We start from the raw sequence: 23,621 nt of genomic DNA on the forward strand, positions 1-23,621 counted from the left end.
AGAAATGTCCGGCAGGACAATGAGGGGCAGCCCCCGAGTTCCGGTATCTACCTTCTAATACGTCGCGCCTGTGCTTACTGGACCGAGCCGACCAGCACCTGCTGGCCGCCCCGGATCGAGACCCAGCGACCGGTGTTGTCGATCGCCTGCCGCTTGAGGAAGCGATAACCGGTCTGGTCCCACGGCCTGACCTTGTCGGTCAGATTGTCGAGCACGTAGTCGCCCTTGTCGGTGCGCACCGTCAGCACCGCGTGGCCTTCGCCGTCGGGCTTGCGCACCACGGTGATCAGCAGATCGGCAAGCGAGATGCTCATGCGCGAAAGCTCGCGCCGCTTTTCCAGCACATAGTCTTCGCAGTCGCCGACGCCCTTGTCGGGATAGGCCCAGACCTCGTCCTTGCCGTAGATTTCCATGTCGCTCATCGGCTTGACGGCGGCGTTGACCTTGGCGGTGACGCTGATCAGCTTGCGCATCAGCCCGTCGGTCATCGGGGTGGGCGCGAGGTTGGTCGGTCGGATCGAGCATTCACCCGGATTGAGCCTGCAGAAATCATAGTGGCCAATCGGCTGCGAGGTCAGCCCCCCGGTCGCCATTGCATCAGCCGCCAAAGCCGGTGCCACCCAGCTTCCCGTTGCTACCAGCCCGGCTACCACGCACAGGCGCAGCCTTCGTGCCATTGGTGAGGAAATCATTGTCCCCGTCGCCCTCTGTTATTAACGAAAGGTTAAGGGCGATTGACAGTCCGTGTCAATTACGACGACGGGCGGATTGGCAGCATGGTTACCCGAGGGGCAGGACAGCGTCTATTGTGCAACAGATTCGGCCGCCACCCTCATTCTGGCGGCCAATTGGCGCGGATTATCGCTGTCGTACTTAAAACGCGTCGCTTTGGAACCGCGTCAGTCGACGCGGTTTAAGCCTTTTGTACTACGCAGCCTCTGTCCCGAACCGCCGCGCACCCCTGGCTCAGGCCGGTGGGCATTATTTTTTGGCGGTGCGGACCAGCTTCGGTTTCACCGCAACGCGGTTCTGTCGGCCATAGCTGGTGATGAAGTCGACGATGCGCGGCACGATTTCGGAGCGGAAGCGCGAGCCGTTGAACACGCCGTAGTGGCCGACCGCCGGCTGCATGTAGTGGGCGTGCCTGTCGGCGGGGATATTGGGGCACAAATCATGTGCCGCCTTTGTCTGGCCAAGGCCGGAAATGTCGTCGTTCTCACCCTCGACCGTGAACAGGGCGACATTGCGGATCGCCGACGGGTCGATCCTGGTGCCGCGATGCGTCATCTCGCCCTTCGGCAAGGCATGGCGCACGAAGACGGTGTCGACGGTCTGCAGGTAGAACTCCGCCGTCAGATCCATCACCGCCAGGTATTCGTCATAGAAATCGCGGTGCTTCTCGGCATTGTCGCCATCATGCTTCACCAGGTGCATGAAGAAGTCCTTGTGAGCGATGATGTGGCGGTCGAGGTTCATGCTCATGAAGCCGGAAAGCTGCAGGAAGCCCGGATAGACCTCGCGGCCGAAACCCGGCACCGGCCAGGGCGCGCTCATGATGACGTTGTCGCGGAACCAGTCGATGCCCTTTTCCTCGGCCAGAAGGTTCACCGCGGTTGGGTTGCGGCGGGTGTCGATCGGTCCGCCCATCAAGGTCATCGTCGAGGGAACAAAGGGGTCGCCGCGCGTTTCCATCAGCGCAACGGCGGCAAGCACCGGCACGGAAGGCTGGCACACGGCCATCACATGCGTGTCGGGCCCCAGCGTGTGCAGCATGTCGATGATGTAGTCGATATAGTCGTCGAGATCGAAGCTGCCGTCCGCCAGCGGCACCATGCGGGCATCGACCCAGTCGGTGATATACACGTCGGCATGGGGCAGCATCGCCTCGGCCGTGCCGCGCAGCAGCGTCGCGTAGTGGCCCGACATCGGCGCCACGATCAGCAGCTTCGGATCCGGCCGGCGCCCGGTGGGCAGTGCGCGTTCGAAGCGGACGAGATTGCAGAACGACCGCGACCAGACGGTCTTTTCGGAGACCTCGACGGTCTTCCAGTCGATCACCGTCTTGTCGAGGCCGAACGTCGGCTTGCCGTAGCGGCGCGTCGTGCGCTCGAACAATTCGGCGGTCGCCGCGATCGAACGGCCCCAGGCCGTATGGGAAACCGGATTGAGCGGATTGGAGTAGAACATCCGCACCGCGTCGGCGTAGAGGCGCGCGGGCTGCATGGCAGCGTGGTTCATTTCATAGAGCTGGTAGAACATCGAGAACCCCGCTGCTGCCTGCGACCGAAGGGACGACGAGCAGCGCCGAGCCTTAGATATCTCGCGGCGAGGTTAACAACTAATTGCTGCGATGCAATACGTCACGTCGCGTGACCAATGGTTCTTTCGTCCAAAGCGTTGAAAAACCGCCTCGAACGGCGCAGCCGGCTCAATGTGCGTTGCGAAGTGTGTAAGAAATGTGTCCGACCTTCGCGCCGGACACACGGGACATCAGACGCGCGCCATGCAGACGGCGGTGTGGCCGGAGCCGATGAAGCCGAGTTGGCCGGCGGCACCCTTCGACAGGTCGAGCACGCGCCCCTTGATGAACGGGCCGCGATCGTTGATGCGCACGATGACGCTGCGGCCGTTGTTCTGGTTGGTCACACGAAGCTTGGTGCCGAAAGGCAGGGTGCGGTGGGCGGCGGTCAAGGCCGAAGGGTTCATGCGCTCGCCCGATGCGGTCCTGGAATGCAGGGCATACCACGAAGCGCGGCCGCACTGGCCGGCGGCGGCGGTTGCCGACGAGGCGGAGGCGCCGACCATCAGGCCAGCAGCGATCGTTACCGCGACAAGCGCGGTCTGTTTTGTGTTCTTCATATTTGGGGGGTGACTCCGTTTTTTGACAGACCCCAGCCGTTAGGTAGCGAATAAGGCGGGAAATGCGGCAAGCATCTGGCGGTTCCGTGGCGAAGGCACACGTTTGGAGTCACTGGGTAACAGTCTGTCAGTGATATTCCGGTGCACGATGATCAATTCATCATGATCTTCGTGCCGATATCCGAGATTTGTTTGACAAGATCGAGCGCTGATATCCAAGTAGAAGCCGACGCGATCGAGCGGCTTCCTTTGGCTCTTTCATCGTGGCAATCACACCGCAACGGATCGACTTGGGAAGGGATATCGGACAGTGAGACTGACCAAAAATCTGCTGGCCTTGATCGTGCTTGCCATCGGCGCGCTGTGGTCGCTGCAAGGCATCGGCGTTATCGGCGGGAGCTTCATGACCGGCCAGTCGCAATGGCTCTATGTCGGCATCGTGACCATGCTGGTCGGCCTGGCCGGGCTGGCGTGGGCGAACCGTTCGCGCAACTGACACGTCGAATACAGTCCCGCCCACGGCGAGCATTCCCAAGGAAACGTATCTGGACTGGATGCCGGTTTGAACGTGCGAACCGGCGCGGAGAACCGCCAAGTAGACGGCGAACATCCTTGGCAGGATCTTGCAGGTCACCATTAGCCAGCAACTTGGCGACCCATGTGTTGCACGAAGCGAGTTATGCTCCCGCCAGATGGGGTCGCTTCGAGCTGTTCGATCTTGATTTATTTGCGCTGAAAGCGGATATTTATTTTGGCCAGCACGCATATATTATGCAGAGCGCATATTTATCTATTGTATTGACGCATCGCTGTCTTCAGCCGAATTCCAAAGGAGCACGTGAAGAGGATCACTTGATGGTCGACCTGGTGAAACTGGCATTGAAAGTGGCGGTGTTTGCCGCGGCCATTGTGCTCGGCAATATTCGCACCCAGGCTGCCGATCTTGTTATTGCGATGCCGAACTGGTCGTCGGGCCAGGCTACGGCCAACATCCTGAAGGTGAGCCTCAAGAAGGAGTTCGGGATCGATGCGGATGTGGTGGAGATGGGCACTCTGATCGCATTCGCCGGCCTCGACTCCGGCCAGGTCGACATCCATCCGGAAGTCTGGCTGCCGAACCTCGACAACCTCGTCAAGAAGTATGCCACCGATACCGGTACGGTCGCGATCAGCCCGATCGGCGTTCCGGCCTGGCAAGGCATCTGCGCCAACAGGACAGCAGCCGACAAATACGGCTTCAAGGACATTTCCGACCTCAGTGATCCGAAGAAGACCGAGGCGCTCGACACGGACGGGGACGGCAAGGGTGAGATGTGGATCGGCGCCGAGACATGGTCTTCGACCACAATCGAGCGCATCCGTGCCAACAGCTACGGCTACGCCAAAAACCTGTCGCTGCTCGAGATGCCGGAAGATGTGGGCATGGCGGCTGTCGATGCGGCGGAGGCAGCGGATCGACCGATGGTCTTCGCTTGCTACGCGCCACATGTGGTTTTCAAATTGCACGACATCGTCCGTCTGACTGAACCGCCATACGATGCCGCCAAATGGAAGATCGTCCTGCCGACGGAGGCCCCACAGTGGCTTTCGAAGTCGAACGCCGCCGTTGGCTGGGATACGGCCCACTACCACATAGCTTACGCGACTTCGCTGCGTAAGAAACATCCGGAGGTAGTTCGCTTCCTGGAGCATGTCGACTTCAAACCGGAGGAGGCGATCGACATGAGCTATGCGCTCCAGGTCGAGCGGCAGCCGCCCTATGCATACGCCGAGCAATGGGTGGCCAGGAACGAGGCGCGCGTCGAAGGGTGGGCCAAGCAATGACCGGGCTCTCGAAGACAAGGTTCGGCACGGACAAACGGGCGAGGAGAACTGGCGGCAAGCATGCGGCAAGCCTCGCGGTCGTGCTGGCGTTGGGGTTGGTTTTTTCCACCGCCGCTTCCCTTGCCGCGGGAACGCAGGTCTACGATCCCAAGACGCGGCAGTGGACGGATTACAATCGCACCAAGGCTTACCGGTATTACAAGCTTCACAAGCAGGTGCCGGAGTCCTTCCGGCCGCAGGTGGTCAAGTTCCGGACCGCGGAGCAGCCCGGCACCATCATCATCGATGGCAACCAGCATTTCCTCTATCTCGTTCAGCCTGGCCAGCAGGCGATCCGCTACGGCATCGGGGTCGGCAAGGACGGCTTCGGATGGGCAGGCATCGTCAAGATCGGCCGCATGGCGGAATGGCCGACCTGGACGCCGCCTGCCGAAATGGTTGCCCGTGACCCCAATGCCCGCCCCTGGGCCAACGGCATGCCTGGCGGCCCCGACAATCCGCTCGGCGCACGAGCGCTCTACCTTTACGAAGGCGACCACGACACGATCTACCGCATCCATGGCACGCCTGAGCCCTGGACGATCGGCCTGGACGTGTCCTCCGGATGCATCCGCATGAACAATGGCGACATCGTCGACCTGCATTCGCGCGTCAAGGTCGGGGCGAAGGTCATCGTGCTGATGCAGGGTGCTGCCCTCTACAAGGGCGTCTGATCGAGGACGGGCGTATAATTCGACATAGGGGACAAGACCATGGCCATGATGACCCGCAGGCAGTTCCGAATGAGGCACCGGATCATTCACGGACCAGCCTCGATTGTCATCGCAATGGTTCTCGGGGCATGCCAGAGCACCCCGACACCCGACCAGATGTCGAGGACCACGGTCGAAACCGCACCTGCCGATCTCCAGCTTCTTTGCGCCGGCGAGGCGGCGAAGGCGAGTGGGGTCGACAGCAGCAAGGCGTTGCCGACCAGTTCGCGCAAGCTCGATTCCAAAAGCTACCAGGTCGAACTCAACGTCGCGGGAAAACCAACGAGTTGCATCGTCGATACCGACGGCAAAGTGACTTCGGTCCAACCGGCCTGACGGTCAAGTGCCGAATGCGGCGAAGAGGGCGTCGGCCGTGACAGTCCTTGTTCCTTTCGCTGCTGGTCCGTATCGGCATCGTCACCATGCTGGTCGGCCTTGCCGGGCAACGAGCCAAGAAGAAACGAGCCTGACCAGGCCGAAAGCAGCAAGCCGTTCAATGGCGTGATCGACGCAATCTGTCCCATTCCCCGATAGCGCGATCAAATAGTCGTCAACGCATCGTATCCCCGGCGCAATGCGATTTCACGGTAGAGCGCCTCTGGACTGACACCTATTTCATGGGCCAGCGTCGACCAATGTCCTCTGGCGGGAAGGCTCCCATGCCAGGAAACCCACGCGTCAAGGCGGGCCGCGACTGTCTTGAGTGACAGGATCTCCGACTGCAGCCGCGCCTGCTGGACCTCGTGTGCGAGATGGCGCGCCCAAGCAATCGCCAACTCGGTGTCGCTCTCGATTCGGGTGAGCAGGCCGGCGCGTGGAATGGCCCAGGTCACGGCTGCTACCTCCGCCCGGGCCGCGCAATGGTAGGAGGCTGAATACAACGAGGCTTCGGCCAGGATGGAATTTGGGCCCGCGCGTTGAAGGATCAGGGCCGATCCGTTGTCCTGATGCCTGACCAGATGGACAACGCCCGAACGCACGACGTGAACGAACCGGACGGGATCACCCAGATGAAACACCGGTGCTCCCGCCGCGTACTCGATCTCGCGGCCTTCCAGACGGTCGAGCAGGGCAATTAGCGGCGGCGACATGATTTCAATCATGTAGCGTTGCTCGACGCTATGGCAAGCATGCTCCGCCAACGGAGCAATTGCCATGATACGCGCCCTCGCCCTCGCCACCTGCCTGATCCCCTCCGTGGCCTGCGCCCAGCAAGCCCCGACAGGTGGAATGGACCACAAGACTATGATGCAGCATATGCAGACAATGGGCGCGCAAGCCGCCGGTGCTTCGGTCCCGGCGGAACCGGGCCAAGGCGCGTTCGCGGCGATCCAGGAGATCGTAGCCATCCTCGAGGCTGATCCCGATACAGACTGGTCCAAAGTGGACATCGACGCCCTGCGCGCGCATCTCGTCGACATGAACGCGGTTACCTTGGCCGCCGATGTGAAGAGCGAGCCGGTCGCGGGCGGAACCCGCTTCCTGGTCACAGGTTCGGGAGCCGTTCGGGATTCGGTGCGCCGGATGGTGAAGGCCCATGCGGCGGCGATGAACGAGGTTGACGGTTGGCGTTTCGCGGCTTCCGATATCGACGATGGCGCATCCCTGACCGTGTGGCCGCCGGCGAAGGATGCCGCCAAACTGCGCGGCCTTGGGTTCTTTGGGCTCATGGCCCAGGGCATGCATCACCAGCAGCACCACCTGATGATCGCGCGCGGCGAAAACCCCCATCTCTGACACGGGATCGATCCCCCCGGTCGAAACGGTTTGCTGGAAAGGTCGCGTGCGCGAGGCCTGCAAACCGGATTTGACCGGACGGGCCCATCCCTGCAACAGGTAGCGCGGCAGAGAGTTCTGGATAGGCGACAGCGACCCACGCTCTACGGCTTTTCTCCATCACCTCACAAATTCGGTGAATTCGTGCATTGTCAGCCAATGAATTGGAACAAACTTCCACGCGTTCGGTATTAAGTATAGTATCCTTATCGACATTAGGGAGTTGAGAACGACGATGAACCACCTCACGGACGGCAACCCCGATCTGCCCGCGGAACATGGCGGCGCATTGTCGGTCGCCTCCGGCCTCGTTCTGGCCGATGGTGACGCGGCTGCGGTGCTGCGTGTGCAGCGGTCCCTCGTGCCGCCAACGCCACAGAGATGTGTCGGATTGGCCGCGGCGGTTTGAAAACGAAACAAAATCAACGTCTCTTGGCTTGTAGATAATGTCACTAGAATTTATCTATGATGACAGCCTGGTCGCGGCGAATTCCCAGAGCGCCAGGCGTTTTGGCGCCGATGGTTCCACACCGTCGCATGACAGAGAAATTTTGATTTCATGCTCACAAAAAAGGGCAAATACGGCCTCAAGGCGCTTGTTCACCTCGCGCAATTGCCGGCCGGCCAGCTCGCTTTCGTCAACGACATCGCGACTGGCAACAACATTCCGAAGAAATTCCTCGACGCTATCCTGGGCGAACTGCGCAATGCCGGCTTCGTCCAGAGCCGCAAGGGCAAGGATGGCGGCTATCGCCTGGCCCGGCCGGCCGACGAAATCAAGGTCGGCCACGTCGTGCGCGTCCTCGACGGGCCGCTGGCGCCGATCCCTTGCGCCAGCCGCACCCAGTACCAGCGCTGTGAAGACTGCAACGAGGCGACATGCCAAGTCCGACATCTGATGCTCGAGGTCCGGCAGGCGATCGCCGAGGTGCTCGATCAGCGAAGCCTCGCCGAAATGCGCGACATCGTCATCGACGACCTTCCGGTCGCGCGGGAGCCGGTCGCGAGCGGCATCGACGACCTTGCGGTCCGGGCGAAAATCCGGGCCTGACGCCGGCGCTTCGCACAAGGCTGTCCCGCGCATGACCGGGCGCACGAACTCCATCATCATTGTCGGCGGCGGCGCCAGCGGCGTCGTGCTAGCCGCGCATCTCTTGAAATCGCCCAATCCCGATCTGCGCGTCACGCTGATCGAGAAGCGCCCGCATTTCGGCCAGGGCATTGCCTATTCGACGCTGCTCTCGGCGCATGTTCTCAATGTCAGCGCGGCCGGCATGAGCGCCTATGCCGACGATCCCGGCAATTTCTGGCGGTGGCTGCAGGGGCATGGCCTGGTGGACCAGGAGCAGACGCCACAGACACCCTTCTACGCGCCGCGCAGCATCTATGCCCGCTATCTCGGTGAGCTGCTCGATGAACTCGAAGCGCGCGAACAGCCGACCGGGCGGCTGCGCCTCATCCACGAAGAGAGCCTGTCGATCACGCCTACCGCGTCAGGCGTCGAGGTGGCGCTCGCCAACGGCACCAGCGTCGTTGCCCATCTGGCCATACTCGCCACCGGCCATGAAGAGCAGCCGGCGCAAGGGCACGCGATCAGGATGGGCTCGGAGGCCGACACGGCGCTGCCCCCCCACAGTCGCGTCATGGTGCTGGGCACGGGTCTCAGCATGGTCGACGCATTCCTTTCCCTGGAGCAACGTGGCCATCGCGGCGACATCATCGCGGTGTCGCGGCGCGGCCTGCTGCCCTCGCCGCACCGCAAGGGCAATCCGATCAAGCTCGATGTCGCCGACATTCCGCTCGGCACCCAGCTTTCCTATTTCGTCGGCTGGTTCCGCGACCTGATCCGCGAGAACCAGAAGGCCGGCATCGACTGGCGCGACGTCGTCGACGGCCTGCGGCCGTTCAACCAGAAGATCTGGCAGAACTGGCCATCCTCGGCCAAGCGCCGCTTCGTCGAGCACACCAAGGCCTGGTGGGACATCCATCGCCATCGCATGGCACCGGAAGTCTACGCGCGCGTGACCGAGGCCGTGCAGTCCGGCCGCATCCGCCTGGTCGCCGGGCGTGTCGTCGGCATCACCACGGCTGGCGGGTTCACCGTGGAGGTCCAGTCGCGCCACACGCAGCGCCGCGAGACATTCGACGTCGCCCGCATCTATGATTGCTCAGGCATCGTCAGGGACATCTCGACCTCGTCGAACACCGTGGTGCGCTCGCTGGTCGATCGCGGCCTGGCACGGCCGGATCCGCTGCGCATCGGTCTCGATGTGTCAGCCAATTGCGAGATCATCGCCGGCGACGGTAGCGCCTCGGCCAAGATCCTGGCGGTCGGCCCGCTGACGCGCGGCACCTTCTTCGAGATGGACGCCATTCCCGACATCCGCGTCCAGTGCGCCCGGCTGAGCAAGCAGCTGCTGGGGTAGGGGCCTGAGCAAGCCATCATGCCTTCGTCATCCTAGGGCGGAGCGAACGCGAAGCGGAGCGCAGACCCTAGGATGACGAACGCGAGGAGGCCCTCGGCAAACCTCGAACGATTGCGCAACCGCGATCGCCGACAGCCGTCCCCTAGCGGCCGCATGCTCGAAACTCGGAATTTCATTCCCCGACTGGGCGGTTGATTGGTACGATCTATCTTCTTTCCGTCTGTAAAGGACTGGAAAAGAGGATACGCTGCCGCTCTGCCCCAAGGCGGTCGCTTGATCATGGAGCATCGATATGAGCGAGCACAAGATCGCCGCACCCGAGAGCGCGTCGTCCCGCCTGCGTCCGCCCTATAAGTCGGTTCTCGACCTGATCGGCCAGACGCCGGTGGTCGAGCTGACCAAGTTCGACACCGGCAAGTGCAGGCTGTTCATCAAGCTCGAGAGCCAGAACCCCGGCGGCTCGATCAAGGACCGCATCGCGCTGTCGATGATTGCCGCCGCCGAGAAGCAAGGCAAGCTCAGGCCCGGCGGCACCATTGTCGAGGCGACCGCCGGCAACACCGGCCTCGGCCTCGCCCAGGTCGGCATCCCCAAGGGCTATCGCATCGTGCTCGTCGTGCCGGACAAGATGTCGCGCGAGAAGATCCAGCATCTGCGCGCGCTCGGCGCCGAGGTGCGCATGACGCGCTCCGATGTCGGCAAGGGCCATGCCGAATATTACCAGGACATGGCCGAGAAGATCGCTGCCGAAATACCCGGCGCCTTCTATGCCAACCAGTTCGCCAATCCGGCCAACCCGCTGGCGCACGAGAGCACCACCGGCCCCGAAATCTTCGCCCAGCTCGACGGCGATGTCGACGCCGTGGTCGTCGGCGTTGGTTCCGGCGGCACGCTGACCGGGCTTGGCCGCTACTTCGCGAAAGTGTCGCCGAAGACCGAGATGGTGCTGGCCGATCCGGTCGGTTCGGTGCTGGCGCCGCTGATCAAGACCGGCAAGATGGAAGAGGCCGGCAGCTGGACCGTGGAAGGCATCGGCGAGGATTTCGTGCCGCCCAATGCCGACCTGTCGCTGGTCAAGAAGGCCTATTCCATATCGGACAAGCAGAGCATGCTGGCGGTCCGCGACCTCCTGTCGAAAGAAGGCATCCTCGCCGGCTCTTCGTCGGGCACGCTGTTGTCGGCCGCCTTGCGCTATTGCCGCGAACAGACCGTGCCAAAGCGCGTCGTCACCTTCGTCTGCGACAGCGGCAACAAATATCTGTCGAAGGTGTTCGACGATTTCTGGCTGGCCGAGCAAGGCCTGGCCGAGCACGAACAGCATGGCGACCTGCGCGACCTCGTCATGCGCTCGCACCGCACCGGCGACACCGTCTATGTCGGCCCCGACGAAAGCCTGCTCAACGCCTATGGCCGGATGCGCCGCTCCGATGTCTCGCAACTGCCGGTGCTCGAAAACGGCAAGCTCGTTGGCATCGTCGACGAAAGCGATATCCTGGCCAAGGTCGACGGTCCCTACGACGGCCGCTGGGAGCGTTTCAACGGCCCGGTGCGCACGGCGATGACCTCCAATCTGCACACGCTGCAGGCGAGCCAGACGCTGGATGCGCTGCTGCCGGTATTCGACCGCAACGAGGTCGCCATCATCTTCGATGGCGACGAGTTCGTCGGCCTGATAACCCGTATCGACCTGATCAACCATTTGAGGCGCGCACGATGACCAGCAACACACCTCCGGCGGGCCCATCATCGTCAGGCAAGAACCGCCTGGCCTTCTCGACGCGCACCATCCATGGCGGCCAGAGCCACGACCCGCTGACCGGTGCTGTGATGATGCCGATCTATGCCACCTCGACCTACGGCCAGCAGTCGCCCGGCGTGCACAAGGGTTTCGAATATGCCCGCAGCCAGAACCCGACCCGCTTTGCCTTCGAGCGCGCCGTGGCCGATCTCGAAAGCGGCTCGGCCGCCTTCGCCTTCGCGTCGGGCCTGGCGTCGATCGCCACCGTGCTCGAACTGCTCGATTCCGGCGCCCACATCGTCGCCACCGATGACATCTATGGCGGCTCCTTCCGGCTGATGGAGCGGGTGCGCAAACGCTCGGCCAATCTGCAGGTCAGCTTCGTCGACTTCACCGACCTTGCGGCGGTAGAGGCCGCGATCGGCCCGGAGACGAAACTGCTCTGGGTCGAGACACCGACCAACCCGTTGCTGCGCATCGTCGACCTCGAAGGCGTCGCCGCCCTTGCCAAACGCAAGGGCGTGCTCACGGTCGCCGACAACACTTTCTGCAGCCCCTACCTGCAGCGGCCGCTGGAGCTTGGCATCGATATCGTGGTCCACTCGACGACCAAATATCTCAACGGCCATTCCGACATGGTCGGCGGCGTCGCCGTGGTCGGCGACAACAAGGATCTGGCCGCCCAGCTGAAGTTCCTGCAGAACGCCATCGGCGCCATCTCTGGCCCGTTCGACAGCTTTCTCGCCCTGCGCGGCCTGAAGACGCTGGCGCTCAGGATGGAGCGTCATTCCGACAACGGGCTGAAGATCGCGCAGTGGCTGGAAGGCCGCAAGGACGTGCGCCGCGTCATCTATCCCGGCCTCGCCAGCCACCCGCAGCATGCCATCGCCGTCCAGCAGATGCATGCCTTCGGCGGCATGATATCAGCCGTGCTCGACCGCGACCTTGCCGGGACAAGACGCTTCCTCGAACGCACGCAGCTGTTCACGCTCGCCGAAAGCCTAGGCGGCGTGGAGAGCCTGATCGAGCATCCCGCGCTTATGACGCATGGCTCGATCCCGGCCGAGAAGCGGGCGGAGATCGGCATCTCCGATTCGCTGGTGCGGCTGTCGGCGGGGATCGAGGATGGCGATGATCTGATCGCCGACCTGGAGCAAGCGCTGGGGGGTTGAGGGTACGGTATCGCTCCCGCCGACAAGGGCAATCGCCGAAGCTGGCGCCGCCCCTCATTGCCCTGCCGGGCATTTCTCCCCGTATAGGGACGGGGAGAAAGTAGCTGGCCGCGGCCTCGCCGCTTTTCTTGCAACGCTTCCGATTGGCGAAAGCGTTGATGGCAGCACCCCTCTCCCCGTCCCTATACGGGGAGAGGATGCCGGCAGGCAGGTGAGGGGCGGCGCTGACATCTACCAATATAGATCGTCGCCACGCCCAATTGACCCCGAACCCCATTCGCCCGAGATGTAGCGCCATGGACACGCGCGAACCCCCAAAGCCCACCGAGCCCCTCACCTTCGCCGTGCTGGTGTTTCCCGGCTTTCCGATGATGGCGTTCAGCTCCGTCATCGAGCCGCTGCGCGCCGCCAATGTGCTGGCGAAGCGGCAGTGCTATCGCTGGATCATCGTCGGGGCGACCCAGGGTCCGGTCGAGGCCTCGAACGGCGTCGTCATCCAGCCGGGCTTCTATGCCGAGGATGCGCCGAAGGTCGATCGCATCGTCGTCTGCTCGGGTGGCGATGCCGATCACCTCGTCGCCGAGGACGCGGCGAGCTGGATCCGCCGCAGCCTGCGCAATGGCGCCCATATCGGCGCGGTGGCGGATGCCGCCTTCTTTCTCGCCCGCGCCGGCCTGCTCGACGGCCATGCCTGCACGCTGCACTGGACCAGCCAGGCCGCCTTCACCGAGGCGTTTCCCAACATCGAACTGCGGCGCGACCTCTACGTCATCGACCGCAAGCGCTTCACCTCGGCCGGCGGCGTCGGCAGCCTCGACATGATGCTGGAAATCATCACCAACGACTACGGCGCCGAGCTTGCCGCCGGTGTCGCCGAATGGTTCGTGCACAGCCCGCTGCGCTCCAGCGTCGATCGCAAGCTGATGCCGCTGCGGCTGCGCACCGGCGTCCAGAACGAGCTGGTGCTGTCGGCCATCGCCATCATGGAGGACGCGGTCGAGGAGCGGCTCGGCATGGCCGAACTGACGGCGCGGCTCGGCGTGTCCTCCGACAAGCTCGAACGCTCCTTCCGCTCCGAACTCGACATTTCGCCCAACGGCTACTACCGGCGGCTGCGGCTGAAGCGCGCCGCCGACCTTTTGGCGCATTCGACGCTGGCCGTGCGCGATGTCGCGCTGGCCTGCGGCTTTGCCTCGATGTCGAGCTTTGCCCGCGCTTTTCGCGAGGAGCATGGCCATCCGCCGAAGCTGGCGAGAAGGCACTAGGGACAGAACTCAATTGGCCGGTGCCGCCAACGGCTGAGATGGGTGGAAAGAGGTCACTTAGTTCTGGACGACAAATGTACCGTCCGTGTCTTGGTAAACGAACAACTCGGCGGCGTCGTGTTTTTGGCGGTCGATCGAGATCGCAACAAAGTCATTCCCGCCCAAGTGAAGAGTAATCTCTTGGTCGGTGGATGTAACGCGTTCGACATACGATCCGCTTGCTGCGTCACTTATGCGCAGCGCCACTTCTGTATAAACGGTAAGCCCGGTGCCGTCAGAGAAAAGAACAGTGATCCCAAACCCCGGTTCGCTCCTTTCAAGAGAGCGAATTGATTTACCGATCATTCTTTCTCCGAAGGTTTGCATAGCACTCTTCTCGATCTGTTGTCAGCCGATAACAGGATCGGTTGGCGGCAGGCGAATGTGGGCTCTGGCAATCATCCATTCGACTACTTCGACAGGCACTTCAGCCTGACACAAGGTGACGGTCATCTTCCCATCGACATCTGAGAGAAAGATCTCGCCGACTATGTGATTATCTTGGTCGACAAGCTCCAGATACATCCCATCACGTTGGACATCACTGCCAATCGTGGCTTCATAGTTCCGGCCGGCCAATTCAATCATGCCATCAATATCCGCGAATGACGCATGGCCCGCAATGGGTGGCTAGCAGTCGTTCACTCGCTAGCTTGTAGGCGTGACAGCGTAGACCACCGAGGTGCGGCATCTCGCACAACACACGCGGTTTTCCGCACAATGCTTCGGCCCCTCCTGCGCCATGGTCTGGGCTTGCAACCGACCCAAGGCCAGGCACCCATGAGCATCGTCGTATTCGACCCCGACAGCACCGAAGACGTGGACTTCAAGGACCGCATGCGCCACCCGGCGGCGGCCGATCCGGCCGGCGGCATGTGGCTGTCCGATACCGAGCCGTCCTTCATCGACGCGGATGCCTTGCGCAAGGGCCGGCTGGTCAAGCTGCGCGGCTGGATGCGCGAGGCGGGCTATGGCGGCGTCGTGCTGTTCGATCCCTACAACCAGCGCTACGCCACCGGCTCGCGCAACATGTTCGGCTATTTCCTGCGCAACTCGACCCGCTATTTCTTCATCCCGACCGTCGGCCCGATCGTGCTGTTCGAATATCCGCAGAGCTACCATGTCTCGATGGTGCTCGACACGATCGACGAGGCGCGTCCCTCCAAGCTGGTCTGGTCGTCGGTCTCCGGCCGCGACGACGAGACCGCCGGCCCCTTCGCCGACGAGATCGCCGAACTCTTGAAGCAGCATGGCGGCGGCTCGATGAAGCTCGGGCTCGACCGCTGCAGCCACCTGCAGGCGCTGGCCCTGGAAAAGCGCGGATGCGAGGTCAGGGATTGCCAGGGCGAGATCTTGGCGGTGCGCGCGGTGAAGACACCGGAAGAGGTCAAATGCCTGCAGGTGTCGATGGCGGGCGCCGAGGCCGCCGTCTATGCGGTGCGCGAGGCGATCAAGCCCGGTGTCTCCGAAAACGATTTGTTCGCCATCATGTATGGCGAGGTCATCCGCCAGGGCGGCGAGTTCATCGAGACGCGGCTGCTGACCTCCGGCCAGCGCACCAATCCATGGTTCAACGAAGCCAGCGGCCGCAAGATCCGGCCGGGCGAATTGCTGGCGCTCGATACCGACACGATCGGCTGCTACGGCTATTATTCCGATTTCTCGCGCACCTTCCGCTGCGGGCCGGGCAAGCCGACCGACTATCAGAAATCGCTCTACCGCATGGCGCACGACCAGGTTCAGCACAACATTTCGATCGTCAAACCCGGCATGGCGTTCCGAGAGATCGCCGAAAAGGCGTGGAAGATTCCGGACCGCTTCGTCGACCAGCGCTACACCTCGGTCATGCACGGCGTCGGCATGCATGGCGAGACGCCGTTCATCGCGCACGCCATGGATTACGAGACCTATGGCCGCGACGGCCATATCGTGCCAGGCATGGTGGTGAGCGTCGAAAGCTATATCGGCGAGAAGGGCGGCCGCGAGGGCGTCAAGCTGGAGGACGAGATCCTGATCACCGAGACGGGTACAGAGCTTCTGTCGCGCTTTCCCTATGAGGACGAGTTTCTTGCATGAAGGCTCCCATCTCCATCAAGCGCGGCACGGTGGCCGCTATCTTCATCGACCTGCAGGAGGAGCACCGGCAGGACAGGCGCTATCTGGTCGAGGGCTTTGCCGGCATCCTTGCCAACGTCCAGCGCCTGCAGGCGGCGGCGCGGCAGAACCATGTGCCGCTCTGTCACTGGGCCTACATCGTCGATCTCGACAGCCAGGACCGGCCGTTTCATCCGCTCGATGCCGATGGCAAGTCGGCCTTCTCCGACAAGAGCGATCCGCTGACGCAGATCTGCCATGAGGTGGCGCCCGTCGATGGCGAGGCGCTGCTGATCAAGGCCGAGGCCAGTGCATTCCGCGCCGGTCCGGCGGCCGACGGGCTCAAGGCGCGCGGCATCGAGTGGCTGGTTATATCAGGCGTGTGGACCGAGGCCTGCGTCGACGCGTCGGTCAAGGATGCGGTGGCTAGGGGCTTTCGCGTGCTGCTGGTCAAGGATGCCTGCGGCAGCGGCAGCGCGGCCATGCACCAGACCGGCATCCTCAACCTCGCCAACCGGCTCTATGGCGGCGCCGTCACCGACACCGACGGCGCCTGCCGGCTGCTGGCGGGCGAGACCGTCACCGCCTGGCAGGTCGAAGGCTCGGTGCCACTGCGCTTCACCTTCGACAACGCGGCCGCGCTTTACGCTGATCTATGACGGCCGAAAGCAAGGTCCGCGGCAAATACAAAACCCGGCTCGACCCCGCTCTGTGGGCCTATATCGACGCGGTCGATGCCTGGTACCCGCCCGAAATCACCGGCCTGCCGATCGACAGGCAGCGCGAAGTCTATGACAGCATGTGCCGGGCCTTCCACCAGGGCCGCCCGCCCGGGGTCAAGGCCAGCGACGGCCTGATCGCCTTGTCGAGCCACGACATCCCGATCCGTCACTACCAGCCCGCAGGCAGCCCAGCGCGCGCCATGGTGCTCTATTTCCATGGCGGCGGCTTCATCCTTGGCGGGCTCGACAGCCATGACGACATCTGCTCCGAGCTCTGCGCCGGTACCGGTTTCGACGTGCTGTCGGTCGACTACCGGCTGGCGCCCGAACATCGCCATCCCGCCGCCTTCGACGACGCGCTGGCCGCCTTCGAGTGGGCGGCGGCGACCACCAGCCTGCCGCTCGTGCTGTGCGGTGAAAGCGCCGGCGGCAACCTCGCCGCGGCGGTGGCGCAGGCGACACGCCATCATCCCCGCGCCGCGGTCGGCCAGGTGCTGATCTATCCCGAACTCGGCGGCGACGAGACCGCTGGTTCCTACGTCGAGCATGCGGAAGCACCGCTGCTGTCCGTCGGCGACATCGCCTTCTACCGCGACATCCGCTCAGCCAGGCGGCAGTCGCCCGACGATCCGACCTTCTCGCCGTTGCGCGACACCGATTTCTCCGGCCTGCCGCCAACGGTGATCGTCACGGTCGAGTGCGACCCGCTGTCGTCGGATGGCGAGACCTATCGCGACCGCATCCTGGCTGCCGGCGGCAAGGCGTGGTGGCACGAGCAACCCCGCCTCGTGCACAGCTTCCTGCGCGCCCGCACCACGGTGCCGGCCGCGGCGGCGGCATTTGCGCGGATCGTGGCGGCGGTCGCGGCGCTGGGTAAGGGTGAGTGGCCTTATTGAGGGTCAACGATGGAGCGCCAATCTCCCTCCTTGAGGGGGAGATGCCCGGCAGGGCAGAGGGGGGCGTGACGGATTGCCGACCTTCGATCCCCTGATCAGCCGAAATCCGTTTGAGACCGCAGCCGGAATTGGCTGAGAGGTCGGCGGGACAGCGCCCCCCTCTGTCCTGCCTGACATCTCCCCCCCAATGGGGGGGAGATTGGCTGTCGCTTCCGCCTTCGCTATTTCCCGGCATTTGTCAGCTCACTCCTCCCCTGCGGAGCACCGCACAAGAACTGCGGAAAACCGAACACTCCGCTGCGGCACCCCGCCCTATCATCGCCTCCGGCAATGGCGCCCCGGCGGTCGCGTCCGCCCTTGCATCCGGCCGGAGCGCCCAACAAGAGGGAACGACGATGAAGTTCATGCTGACCGACCGGAAACTGCACCCGAAAGCCCAACCCGTCGCCGACGATTTCAGGAAGGGTGGCATCAGCCGCCGCGAATATCTCGCTCTGATGGCCGGCCTCGGCGTCAGCGCCGCCGGCGCGCTGGCGCTGGGCGGGCTCGGCGCCACCCCTGCCCGCGCCGCCGAGCCCAAGCGCGGCGGCACCTTGCGCGTCGCCATGAACGTCAAGGGCTTCAAGGACCCGCGCACCTTCGACGGCGTCGAGATGTCCAATGTCGCCCGCCACTGCAACGAATATCTGGTGCGCTGGAACACCGACTTCTCCTTCGAGCCCTGGCTGCTCGAAAGCTGGGAAGCCAGCGACGACGCCAAGACCCTCACGCTGCATGTGCGCAAGGGCATCTCCTGGTCGAACGGCGATGCCTTCAACGCCGACGATGTCGTCCACAACCTCACCCGCTGGTGCGAGGCCGGCGTCGCCGGCAATTCGGTCGCCGCGCGCATGGGCGCGCTGGTCAACGCCGACACCAAGAAGGTGGTCGATGGCGGCATCCAGAAGGTCGACGACTTCACCATCAAGCTCAACCTGCCCAAACCCGATATTTCGCTGATCGCCGGCATGGCCGACTATCCGGCGCTGATCATGCACCGCTCCTACGACGGCGAGGCTGATCCGAAGAAGGCGCTGGCCATCACCACCGGCCCCTGCGAGCTGGTCAGCTGGGACGCCGAGACCGGCGCCGAGGTGAAGCGCAAGGACAAACCGTGGTGGAAGGGCGAATTCTGGCTCGACGGCATCAAATGGGTCGATTACGGCTCAGACCCCAACGCCATGCTGTCGGCCTTCGAATCCGGCGAGATCGACACCGACCACGAAACCGCCTCCGATGCCGTCTCGCAGACCGACAAGATGGGGCTGATCAATTCCGAGATCGCCACCGGCTCCACCATCGTCGCCCGCTTCAATGTCGGCAACGCGCCCTATGACGACGTCAAGGTGCGCCGCGCCGCCCAGCTCGCCGTCGACAATGCCGCCGTGCTGAAGCTCGGCCTCGACGGCCGCGGCAAGCCCGCCGACAACCACCATGTCGGCCCCATGCACCCCGAATATGCCGATATCGGCCCGGCCAGGCGCGACGTGGACGCGTCGAAGAAACTGCTTGCCGAGGCCGGCAAGGCCGACCACGAATTCGACCTCATCTCCGTCGATGTCGAATGGCAGAAGAGCACCGGCGACGCCATTGCCGCGCAGATGCGCGAGGCCGGCCTGAAGATCAAGCGCACCGTGCTGCCGGCCGCCACCTTCTGGAACGACTGGAGCAAGTACCCCTTCTCCTGCACCGAATGGCTCGGCCGTCCGCTCGGCGTCCAGGTGCTGGCGCTCGCCTACAAGTCGGGCGCCGCCTGGAACGAGAGCGCCTACGCCAACAAGGAGTTCGACGAACTGCTCGACAAGGCGCTGGCCATGCCCGACGCCAAGGCGCGCAAGGAGATCATGGCCAAGATCGAACAGAATTTGCGCGACTCCGGCATCATCATCCAACCCTACTGGCGCTCGGTCTTCCGCACCTACCGCAAGGGCGTCGAAGGCTGCGAACAGCACCAGGCGCTCGAGCAGCATTTCGAGAAGGTGTGGATCGAGAGCTGAGTGCGATCTTTCCTTCTCCCCTTGTGGGAGAAGGTGGATCGGCGCGCAGCGCCGAGACGGATGAGGGGTGTTGGACGGAATGAGGCGTCGGTGTTCCCTGGAACACCCCTCATCCGTCACCTTCGGCGACACCTTCTCCCCACCAGGGGCAGGGCAATCGCATATAGGAGAGGGCGGGGCTTTCGCTCTACGATTTACCCCCACCCCTAACCCTCCCCACAAGGGGGAGGGAGACTTCCGTTGGCGCTGACATCGGCGGATTGCCGACGTTTTGACGCCAAGTAAGAGCGCGCGGCAGCATTCCCTCCCCCTTGTGGGGAGGGTTAGGGTGGGGGTCCTTCTTCGCAAGAATCCATATGCGACCGCCCTGCCACCAGGGGGAGCGTCCCTGCCCCCGCTCACCGCCCGGGCTTCAACAAGGTCCAGATCCAGCCGATGAAGGTCAGCACCAGGAACGGATAGCCGGCGGCGGGCAGGGGCGACGAGGTCGGCAGCAGGGGCGCGCCCCACAGGATCATGCAAGCCGAGACGACAAACAGAAGGGCGGCGGCGAGCGCGGTGAGCCGCATCCACAAGGCGAAGGTTTTCGGCGCGCTGACCATGACCAGCGCCGCCGCCCACAGCGAGATGCCGCCGACATAGGAGGGAACGCTGGCCTCGAGCCCCGCCGCATTGCCGGCGAGCAGCAGGCTTTCGCCGGCGAGGAAGGTCAGGAACCCGGCAGCCACGCAATCATTGCCCAGCCGCTGGTACTTCATCGTCAGCAGCGCGGTCGCCACCACCAGCGCCACGCCGTCGATCGTCCACAGCGTTTCGCGCAGCGCGTCGCTGCCCACGAAGGTGCCGGCAAGCCCGAAAGCGCCACCGATGGCTAGGCCGATGGCGGCGACAATGTCCAGAGGATTGGAACGCATGTGAATCCCCCCAAGCCGGAGCGAAGCATACTCCTGGGCGGGGCGTTCTCAAAGCCGGTGTTGAAAGGCGGCGCGAGGCGGCAAGCGGCGGAGGGTCGCCTCGGGCGATCCGCCCTCCCGGGCCGATCCGGCAACTCAAGGGTGCGGGGAAATGGCCGGCGCGAATGCCGGTGAGGGCAGTTGCCTGAGCCCGCGCCGGCCACTGGCGAACTGATTAAGGTCCGCCGCGCGACTTTTCTACCGCTCGGCTGCCGCATGATCAACCAACTCAGGGTTGGGTGCTGACCGACCTGGAAGAGTTGAAGAAGGCGCTGTCCCGCGACAGCAACCAAAAAGCCCGCCCCGGCAGGGCAGGCTTTGAAGCGCACTATCCGCAGGGTTGCGACACTGGACACGCTATGGCCGTGACGGCCGAAAGCTTCTCGCGCCTGTTCAGCGTCGGCTTTGCATAGATCTTTTTCATGGATGTTCCCCTAGCCCCCAATGGCCGGGGTTCAATGGCGCAGGTATGCGGGCGATGTCAATGCGGGGTGGGCGCGGTACTTCGTGTGGCAATGCCGATGTCGAACCCGCAGCTCGCCTTGAACAGGCTCCGGCCGAGGCAGCCGATGGCAAAAACGCAATGAGCAGAAACACCGGCCCGCGCGCGGTATCGGACGAAAGCGCCCTGATCGCCGGCACGCCGGCAACGGTCGCGCCGACAAGGCAGCCCGTCTGTACCCGTAACCCCTCCAGCACTGTGCTATAATGTGCCAATAGTAACTGTTTCAAAAGGGGGGTAAAGATGCCAACAATCGAATCCGACCGTTTCCAAGCTCGTTCGGCGAATGGGAATATCTATACAGTGATCGAGCATCAGAATATTATCGAGATGCGTATGCTTGATGGCACTACGCAGAGAGCCAAGGGCACTCGCTCTCTCTATCTTTCGAACGGTCAATCTGTGAATCATATTGACGAAAATACGTTTCAGATCGTTGAAACGGACGAAATCATTCGTCGCGTTGAATAGTGTCGTGAAAGAGTTTGCCTCAGAGATTTATGCCGCCGTTCGCTCCGGACGCCTTGCCGAACCATTTGACGCGGCGGCGGTTGAGGTTGCCTGTCCCGGGTGGGCAGCGCGCACTTACCATGTGTTCCTGCCAAAGCATGCGATCGGCAATGGTGCGACCACCGAACTATTCGTGAGAATTGCGCCGGGAAAATACCGGATACTACCGCTCGCATAGCGCCGAGTGGCGATAGGCCCTTTAAGAGCTGACCAAAGCTGTTATAGCGGGTATTCCAACAAAAATTGCCGATATTAAAGTTATTAGCGCGATTAAGCACATAATGGCGACAGCCACCTTACGATTGACCAGACTTAATCGAATTACATCTCTAGTACAATCATATTTCGGCTTAGCTATCTTATTGCTTATCCACCACACCACGATAAATACAAGCGGTATGAGGCACACGTAAGCTTGCTGCTTCATGAAATTCGCTATCGACGTCATCCATAGTACGGGGCGAACGCCTAGATCGGCGAATCCTGATATAAAATTTACAAGAGTTAGCAAAATTGCGGAAACAGTGAATAGCACGGTTCGGAACTCGTCAGACGATTGCTTCTGCCTTGTAGCCAGGAGCTCAATATAGTTTTTTGTAGCAGTTATTGACTCCTTTGCGGCATCGTCGTTAAAATAAGGTAGATTGAGCGGTTTTTTTTATTTGCTCTGCTCTAATTTCCGCAACCTTCTTAAAAGATTGAAGGTAGGCCAAAATACCTAATACACGCACGTGCTCAATTGGGTCGGATCTTCGCTTAATATTTATTATATGAAAGTAAAGTGAATATATAACTCCGTTGCACCATTGCAGGTTATCCGCTTGCGACCTGTGAGTGGTTATTATCGTGTCTGCATCCGGCCCATGATGTTGATGTTGATGGCTAATGTCACGAACAAAAAAATACAGCTGATCTGCGACTGATTGCTCCAGGTCAACATGCCGATCTTGCTCGTAGTCAACTGAATTTCGGGCAAATTCGTTATCTGACCATGCCAGTTTGCTGATAGATATCATGCCATTTCGTCGCAGTACGAAATCGGCAGAAATATCGCAATTCGAAGCCAGAAGATCGTGAGCGGATAGATAAGAAGATTGTGCGCCATCGTCTTGATCTAGAAATGTGGTGTTCCTCATTTGCGTCAGCAAGTGTTTTATCCCACCAGAGACCGCATAACTTCCTTCGCAGAAACGGCGAAATACGTACAGCTTGCCGATTAAGTAAGCATCTGCAGAACCAGGTCCGCGTCGGGAACGGCCACACAGGTAGAAATTGAATTCACCGGAAACGCTCAATAATGCAGAAAGAAAGCGGTCAAATAGAACGTCGCTTAAATTCCTAGTTTGGACGGCTAGAGCATATTGATGAGATACAGTGGAAAAATTTGCGTAGTCTGCCTCGCTTGGATAGCGCGACTCTCCGATCAATTTAAACGAAAGACGGCCATTAACAGTCGGCACCCAGCCCCTATATGACATGTTTGCTTGCGGAGCTAAAATACGTGATCGATCACGTCATTTCTTATTTTTCCGTTGGTCTCGATTCTGTTGTGCTTCTTATTATAGACGATGCCAGCTCTGACGCGCCCGTCGGGCACGTCAGAACGCCGAACTTCGGCCTTCCCGGAAATTGCAGCATACATGGAAGGATAGCGGGCGCGTGACTTCTCGTACTCTACTCGGTCATATCTCATCAAGCGATACGCAAGCCTGAAGATGGCGAGCGAAAGCCCTCCAAGCCCCAAGGCAGCGGCCATCTGGACGTATGCCATGACTATCCTCCGGCTGATTCGTGAGAGGCATAATATCTTATTTTCTGCTTGACAGGTATTGAAATCGGAGTCCTCGAACCGATTCGTAATGAATAACGTCCTTAACTTCATCCCTTTGAAGGTTTTTCTCTTTTGAAGCCGAGCCTTACCGATCTGTTCGGCAGGCCATCAAAGGCTTCTTGTCTGATGCAGCTCGTGAGCGGCTTCTTCGGACGACAGTTGGCAGTTGTCGAACCATATCGACAATCCTCCACCGCGCAGCTCCAACGCCGCGCTGGCGGGGGGC

The 23,621-nt window shown here is 61.9% G+C and carries 27 protein-coding genes; 16 read left to right on the top strand and 11 right to left on the bottom strand.

Going from position 1 to position 23,621, the window contains the following annotated elements; genetic code table 11:
• Nucleotides 1-74 precede the first annotated feature (74 nt).
• From NR193_RS24340 to NR193_RS24350, 3 genes are all read right to left on the bottom strand, one after another.
• The gene (locus tag NR193_RS24340) at nucleotides 75-692 is read right to left on the bottom strand and encodes a transglutaminase-like cysteine peptidase (protein ID WP_256753295.1); all 618 of its coding nucleotides are present in this window, start codon (nucleotides 690-692) and stop codon (nucleotides 75-77) included.
• A 289-nt stretch (nucleotides 693-981) separates the two neighbouring features.
• Nucleotides 982-2,259, bottom strand: coding sequence for a polyhydroxyalkanoate depolymerase (locus NR193_RS24345; protein WP_256753296.1), 1,278 nt, complete (start codon nucleotides 2,257-2,259; stop codon nucleotides 982-984).
• A gap of 231 nt (nucleotides 2,260-2,490) precedes the next feature.
• On the bottom strand, nucleotides 2,491-2,859 hold the full coding sequence (locus NR193_RS24350) for a septal ring lytic transglycosylase RlpA family protein (protein ID WP_091575879.1): 369 nt from the start codon (nucleotides 2,857-2,859) through the stop codon (nucleotides 2,491-2,493).
• 310 nt (nucleotides 2,860-3,169) lie between these two features.
• On the opposite strand from NR193_RS24350, the gene NR193_RS24355 reads away from it, so the two are divergent.
• The 3 genes from NR193_RS24355 to NR193_RS24365 all read left to right on the top strand — a co-directional run bounded on the left by NR193_RS24355 (nucleotide 3,170) and on the right by NR193_RS24365 (nucleotide 5,396).
• The gene (locus NR193_RS24355) at nucleotides 3,170-3,355 is read left to right on the top strand and encodes a hypothetical protein (protein ID WP_256753297.1); all 186 of its coding nucleotides are present in this window, start codon (nucleotides 3,170-3,172) and stop codon (nucleotides 3,353-3,355) included.
• 359 nt (nucleotides 3,356-3,714) lie between these two features.
• Entirely contained in the window at nucleotides 3,715-4,683 is a 969-nt protein-coding gene (locus NR193_RS24360) for a glycine betaine ABC transporter substrate-binding protein (RefSeq protein ID WP_256753355.1), read from the top strand.
• On the top strand, nucleotides 4,680-5,396 hold the full coding sequence (locus NR193_RS24365; protein WP_256753298.1) for a L,D-transpeptidase: 717 nt from the start codon (nucleotides 4,680-4,682) through the stop codon (nucleotides 5,394-5,396). The genes NR193_RS24360 and NR193_RS24365 overlap by 4 nt, the downstream gene beginning before the upstream one ends.
• Nucleotides 5,397-5,482: 86 nt before the next feature.
• On the opposite strand, the gene NR193_RS33500 is transcribed toward NR193_RS24365, so the two are convergent.
• Genes NR193_RS33500 through NR193_RS24380 form a run of 3 tightly spaced genes read right to left on the bottom strand, consistent with a single transcriptional unit; the run spans nucleotide 5,483 to nucleotide 6,592 of the window.
• A complete protein-coding gene (locus NR193_RS33500) occupies nucleotides 5,483-5,668 on the bottom strand; it encodes a hypothetical protein (protein WP_306280452.1) in 186 nt (61 codons plus the stop codon).
• A 15-nt stretch (nucleotides 5,669-5,683) separates the two neighbouring features.
• Nucleotides 5,684-5,959: a hypothetical protein gene (locus tag NR193_RS24375; RefSeq protein WP_256753358.1), complete on the bottom strand. Its 276-nt coding sequence runs from the start codon at nucleotides 5,957-5,959 to the stop codon at nucleotides 5,684-5,686.
• 15 nt (nucleotides 5,960-5,974) lie between these two features.
• The gene (locus NR193_RS24380) at nucleotides 5,975-6,592 is read right to left on the bottom strand and encodes a Crp/Fnr family transcriptional regulator (protein ID WP_256753300.1); all 618 of its coding nucleotides are present in this window, start codon (nucleotides 6,590-6,592) and stop codon (nucleotides 5,975-5,977) included.
• Between NR193_RS24380 and NR193_RS24385 the strand changes: the two genes are divergently transcribed.
• The 7 genes from NR193_RS24385 (at nucleotide 6,591) to NR193_RS24415 (ending at nucleotide 13,812) form a co-directional block, all read left to right on the top strand.
• Complete coding sequence (locus NR193_RS24385) at nucleotides 6,591-7,172, top strand: hypothetical protein (RefSeq protein ID WP_256753301.1); 582 nt, start codon at nucleotides 6,591-6,593, stop codon at nucleotides 7,170-7,172. The two genes, NR193_RS24380 and NR193_RS24385, sit on opposite strands and share 2 nt — an antisense overlap.
• A gap of 274 nt (nucleotides 7,173-7,446) precedes the next feature.
• A complete protein-coding gene (locus NR193_RS24390) occupies nucleotides 7,447-7,620 on the top strand; it encodes a hypothetical protein (protein ID WP_256753302.1) in 174 nt (57 codons plus the stop codon).
• A 150-nt stretch (nucleotides 7,621-7,770) separates the two neighbouring features.
• Nucleotides 7,771-8,262, top strand: a complete 492-nt coding sequence (locus NR193_RS24395) for an Rrf2 family transcriptional regulator (RefSeq protein WP_256753303.1) — start codon at nucleotides 7,771-7,773, stop codon at nucleotides 8,260-8,262.
• Nucleotides 8,263-8,293: 31 nt separating this feature from the next.
• Complete coding sequence (locus tag NR193_RS24400) at nucleotides 8,294-9,637, top strand: FAD/NAD(P)-binding protein (protein WP_256753304.1); 1,344 nt, start codon at nucleotides 8,294-8,296, stop codon at nucleotides 9,635-9,637.
• 292 nt (nucleotides 9,638-9,929) lie between these two features.
• Nucleotides 9,930-11,354, top strand: a complete 1,425-nt coding sequence (locus NR193_RS24405) for a pyridoxal-phosphate dependent enzyme (RefSeq protein WP_256753305.1) — start codon at nucleotides 9,930-9,932, stop codon at nucleotides 11,352-11,354.
• Entirely contained in the window at nucleotides 11,351-12,547 is a 1,197-nt protein-coding gene (locus NR193_RS24410; protein WP_256753306.1) for a PLP-dependent aspartate aminotransferase family protein, read from the top strand. Before NR193_RS24405 ends, NR193_RS24410 begins: the two co-directional genes overlap by 4 nt.
• A 296-nt stretch (nucleotides 12,548-12,843) precedes the next feature.
• Nucleotides 12,844-13,812 carry a GlxA family transcriptional regulator gene (locus NR193_RS24415; protein ID WP_256753307.1) on the top strand — a complete coding sequence of 323 codons (969 nt, stop codon included), beginning with the start codon at nucleotides 12,844-12,846 and terminating at the stop codon, nucleotides 13,810-13,812.
• Nucleotides 13,813-13,869: 57 nt separating this feature from the next.
• Here the strand turns inward: NR193_RS24415 and NR193_RS24420 are convergent, their stop codons facing one another.
• Both NR193_RS24420 and NR193_RS24425 read right to left on the bottom strand, forming a co-directional pair.
• Complete coding sequence (locus tag NR193_RS24420; protein ID WP_256753308.1) at nucleotides 13,870-14,178, bottom strand: hypothetical protein; 309 nt, start codon at nucleotides 14,176-14,178, stop codon at nucleotides 13,870-13,872.
• A 21-nt stretch (nucleotides 14,179-14,199) separates the two neighbouring features.
• Nucleotides 14,200-14,439, bottom strand: a complete 240-nt coding sequence (locus NR193_RS24425; RefSeq protein WP_256753309.1) for a hypothetical protein — start codon at nucleotides 14,437-14,439, stop codon at nucleotides 14,200-14,202.
• 192 nt (nucleotides 14,440-14,631) lie between these two features.
• Between NR193_RS24425 and NR193_RS24430 the strand changes: the two genes are divergently transcribed.
• The 4 genes from NR193_RS24430 (at nucleotide 14,632) to NR193_RS24445 (ending at nucleotide 19,599) form a co-directional block, all read left to right on the top strand.
• Nucleotides 14,632-15,927, top strand: a complete 1,296-nt coding sequence (locus NR193_RS24430) for a Xaa-Pro peptidase family protein (RefSeq protein WP_256753310.1) — start codon at nucleotides 14,632-14,634, stop codon at nucleotides 15,925-15,927.
• On the top strand, nucleotides 15,924-16,604 hold the full coding sequence (locus NR193_RS24435) for an isochorismatase family protein (RefSeq protein WP_256753311.1): 681 nt from the start codon (nucleotides 15,924-15,926) through the stop codon (nucleotides 16,602-16,604). Before NR193_RS24430 ends, NR193_RS24435 begins: the two co-directional genes overlap by 4 nt.
• The gene (locus NR193_RS24440; protein ID WP_256753312.1) at nucleotides 16,601-17,563 is read left to right on the top strand and encodes an alpha/beta hydrolase; all 963 of its coding nucleotides are present in this window, start codon (nucleotides 16,601-16,603) and stop codon (nucleotides 17,561-17,563) included. Before NR193_RS24435 ends, NR193_RS24440 begins: the two co-directional genes overlap by 4 nt.
• A gap of 395 nt (nucleotides 17,564-17,958) precedes the next feature.
• Entirely contained in the window at nucleotides 17,959-19,599 is a 1,641-nt protein-coding gene (locus NR193_RS24445; RefSeq protein ID WP_256753313.1) for an ABC transporter substrate-binding protein, read from the top strand.
• A gap of 398 nt (nucleotides 19,600-19,997) precedes the next feature.
• Here the strand turns inward: NR193_RS24445 and NR193_RS24450 are convergent, their stop codons facing one another.
• On the bottom strand, nucleotides 19,998-20,513 hold the full coding sequence (locus NR193_RS24450; protein WP_256753314.1) for a hypothetical protein: 516 nt from the start codon (nucleotides 20,511-20,513) through the stop codon (nucleotides 19,998-20,000).
• Nucleotides 20,514-20,791: 278 nt separating this feature from the next.
• On the opposite strand from NR193_RS24450, the gene NR193_RS24455 reads away from it, so the two are divergent.
• Nucleotides 20,792-20,965 carry a hypothetical protein gene (locus NR193_RS24455; RefSeq protein ID WP_256753315.1) on the top strand — a complete coding sequence of 58 codons (174 nt, stop codon included), beginning with the start codon at nucleotides 20,792-20,794 and terminating at the stop codon, nucleotides 20,963-20,965.
• A 332-nt stretch (nucleotides 20,966-21,297) separates the two neighbouring features.
• Complete coding sequence (locus NR193_RS24460; protein WP_256753316.1) at nucleotides 21,298-21,525, top strand: hypothetical protein; 228 nt, start codon at nucleotides 21,298-21,300, stop codon at nucleotides 21,523-21,525.
• 668 nt (nucleotides 21,526-22,193) lie between these two features.
• On the opposite strand, the gene NR193_RS24465 is transcribed toward NR193_RS24460, so the two are convergent.
• A complete protein-coding gene (locus tag NR193_RS24465; protein ID WP_256753317.1) occupies nucleotides 22,194-23,042 on the bottom strand; it encodes a hypothetical protein in 849 nt (282 codons plus the stop codon).
• A gap of 14 nt (nucleotides 23,043-23,056) precedes the next feature.
• Complete coding sequence (locus tag NR193_RS24470; RefSeq protein WP_256753318.1) at nucleotides 23,057-23,335, bottom strand: hypothetical protein; 279 nt, start codon at nucleotides 23,333-23,335, stop codon at nucleotides 23,057-23,059.
• Nucleotides 23,336-23,621: the final 286 nt, after the last annotated feature.

It is taken from the genome of Mesorhizobium sp. Mes31 (assembly GCF_024519675.1).
Taxonomy (GTDB): Bacteria; Pseudomonadota; Alphaproteobacteria; order Rhizobiales; family Rhizobiaceae; genus Mesorhizobium.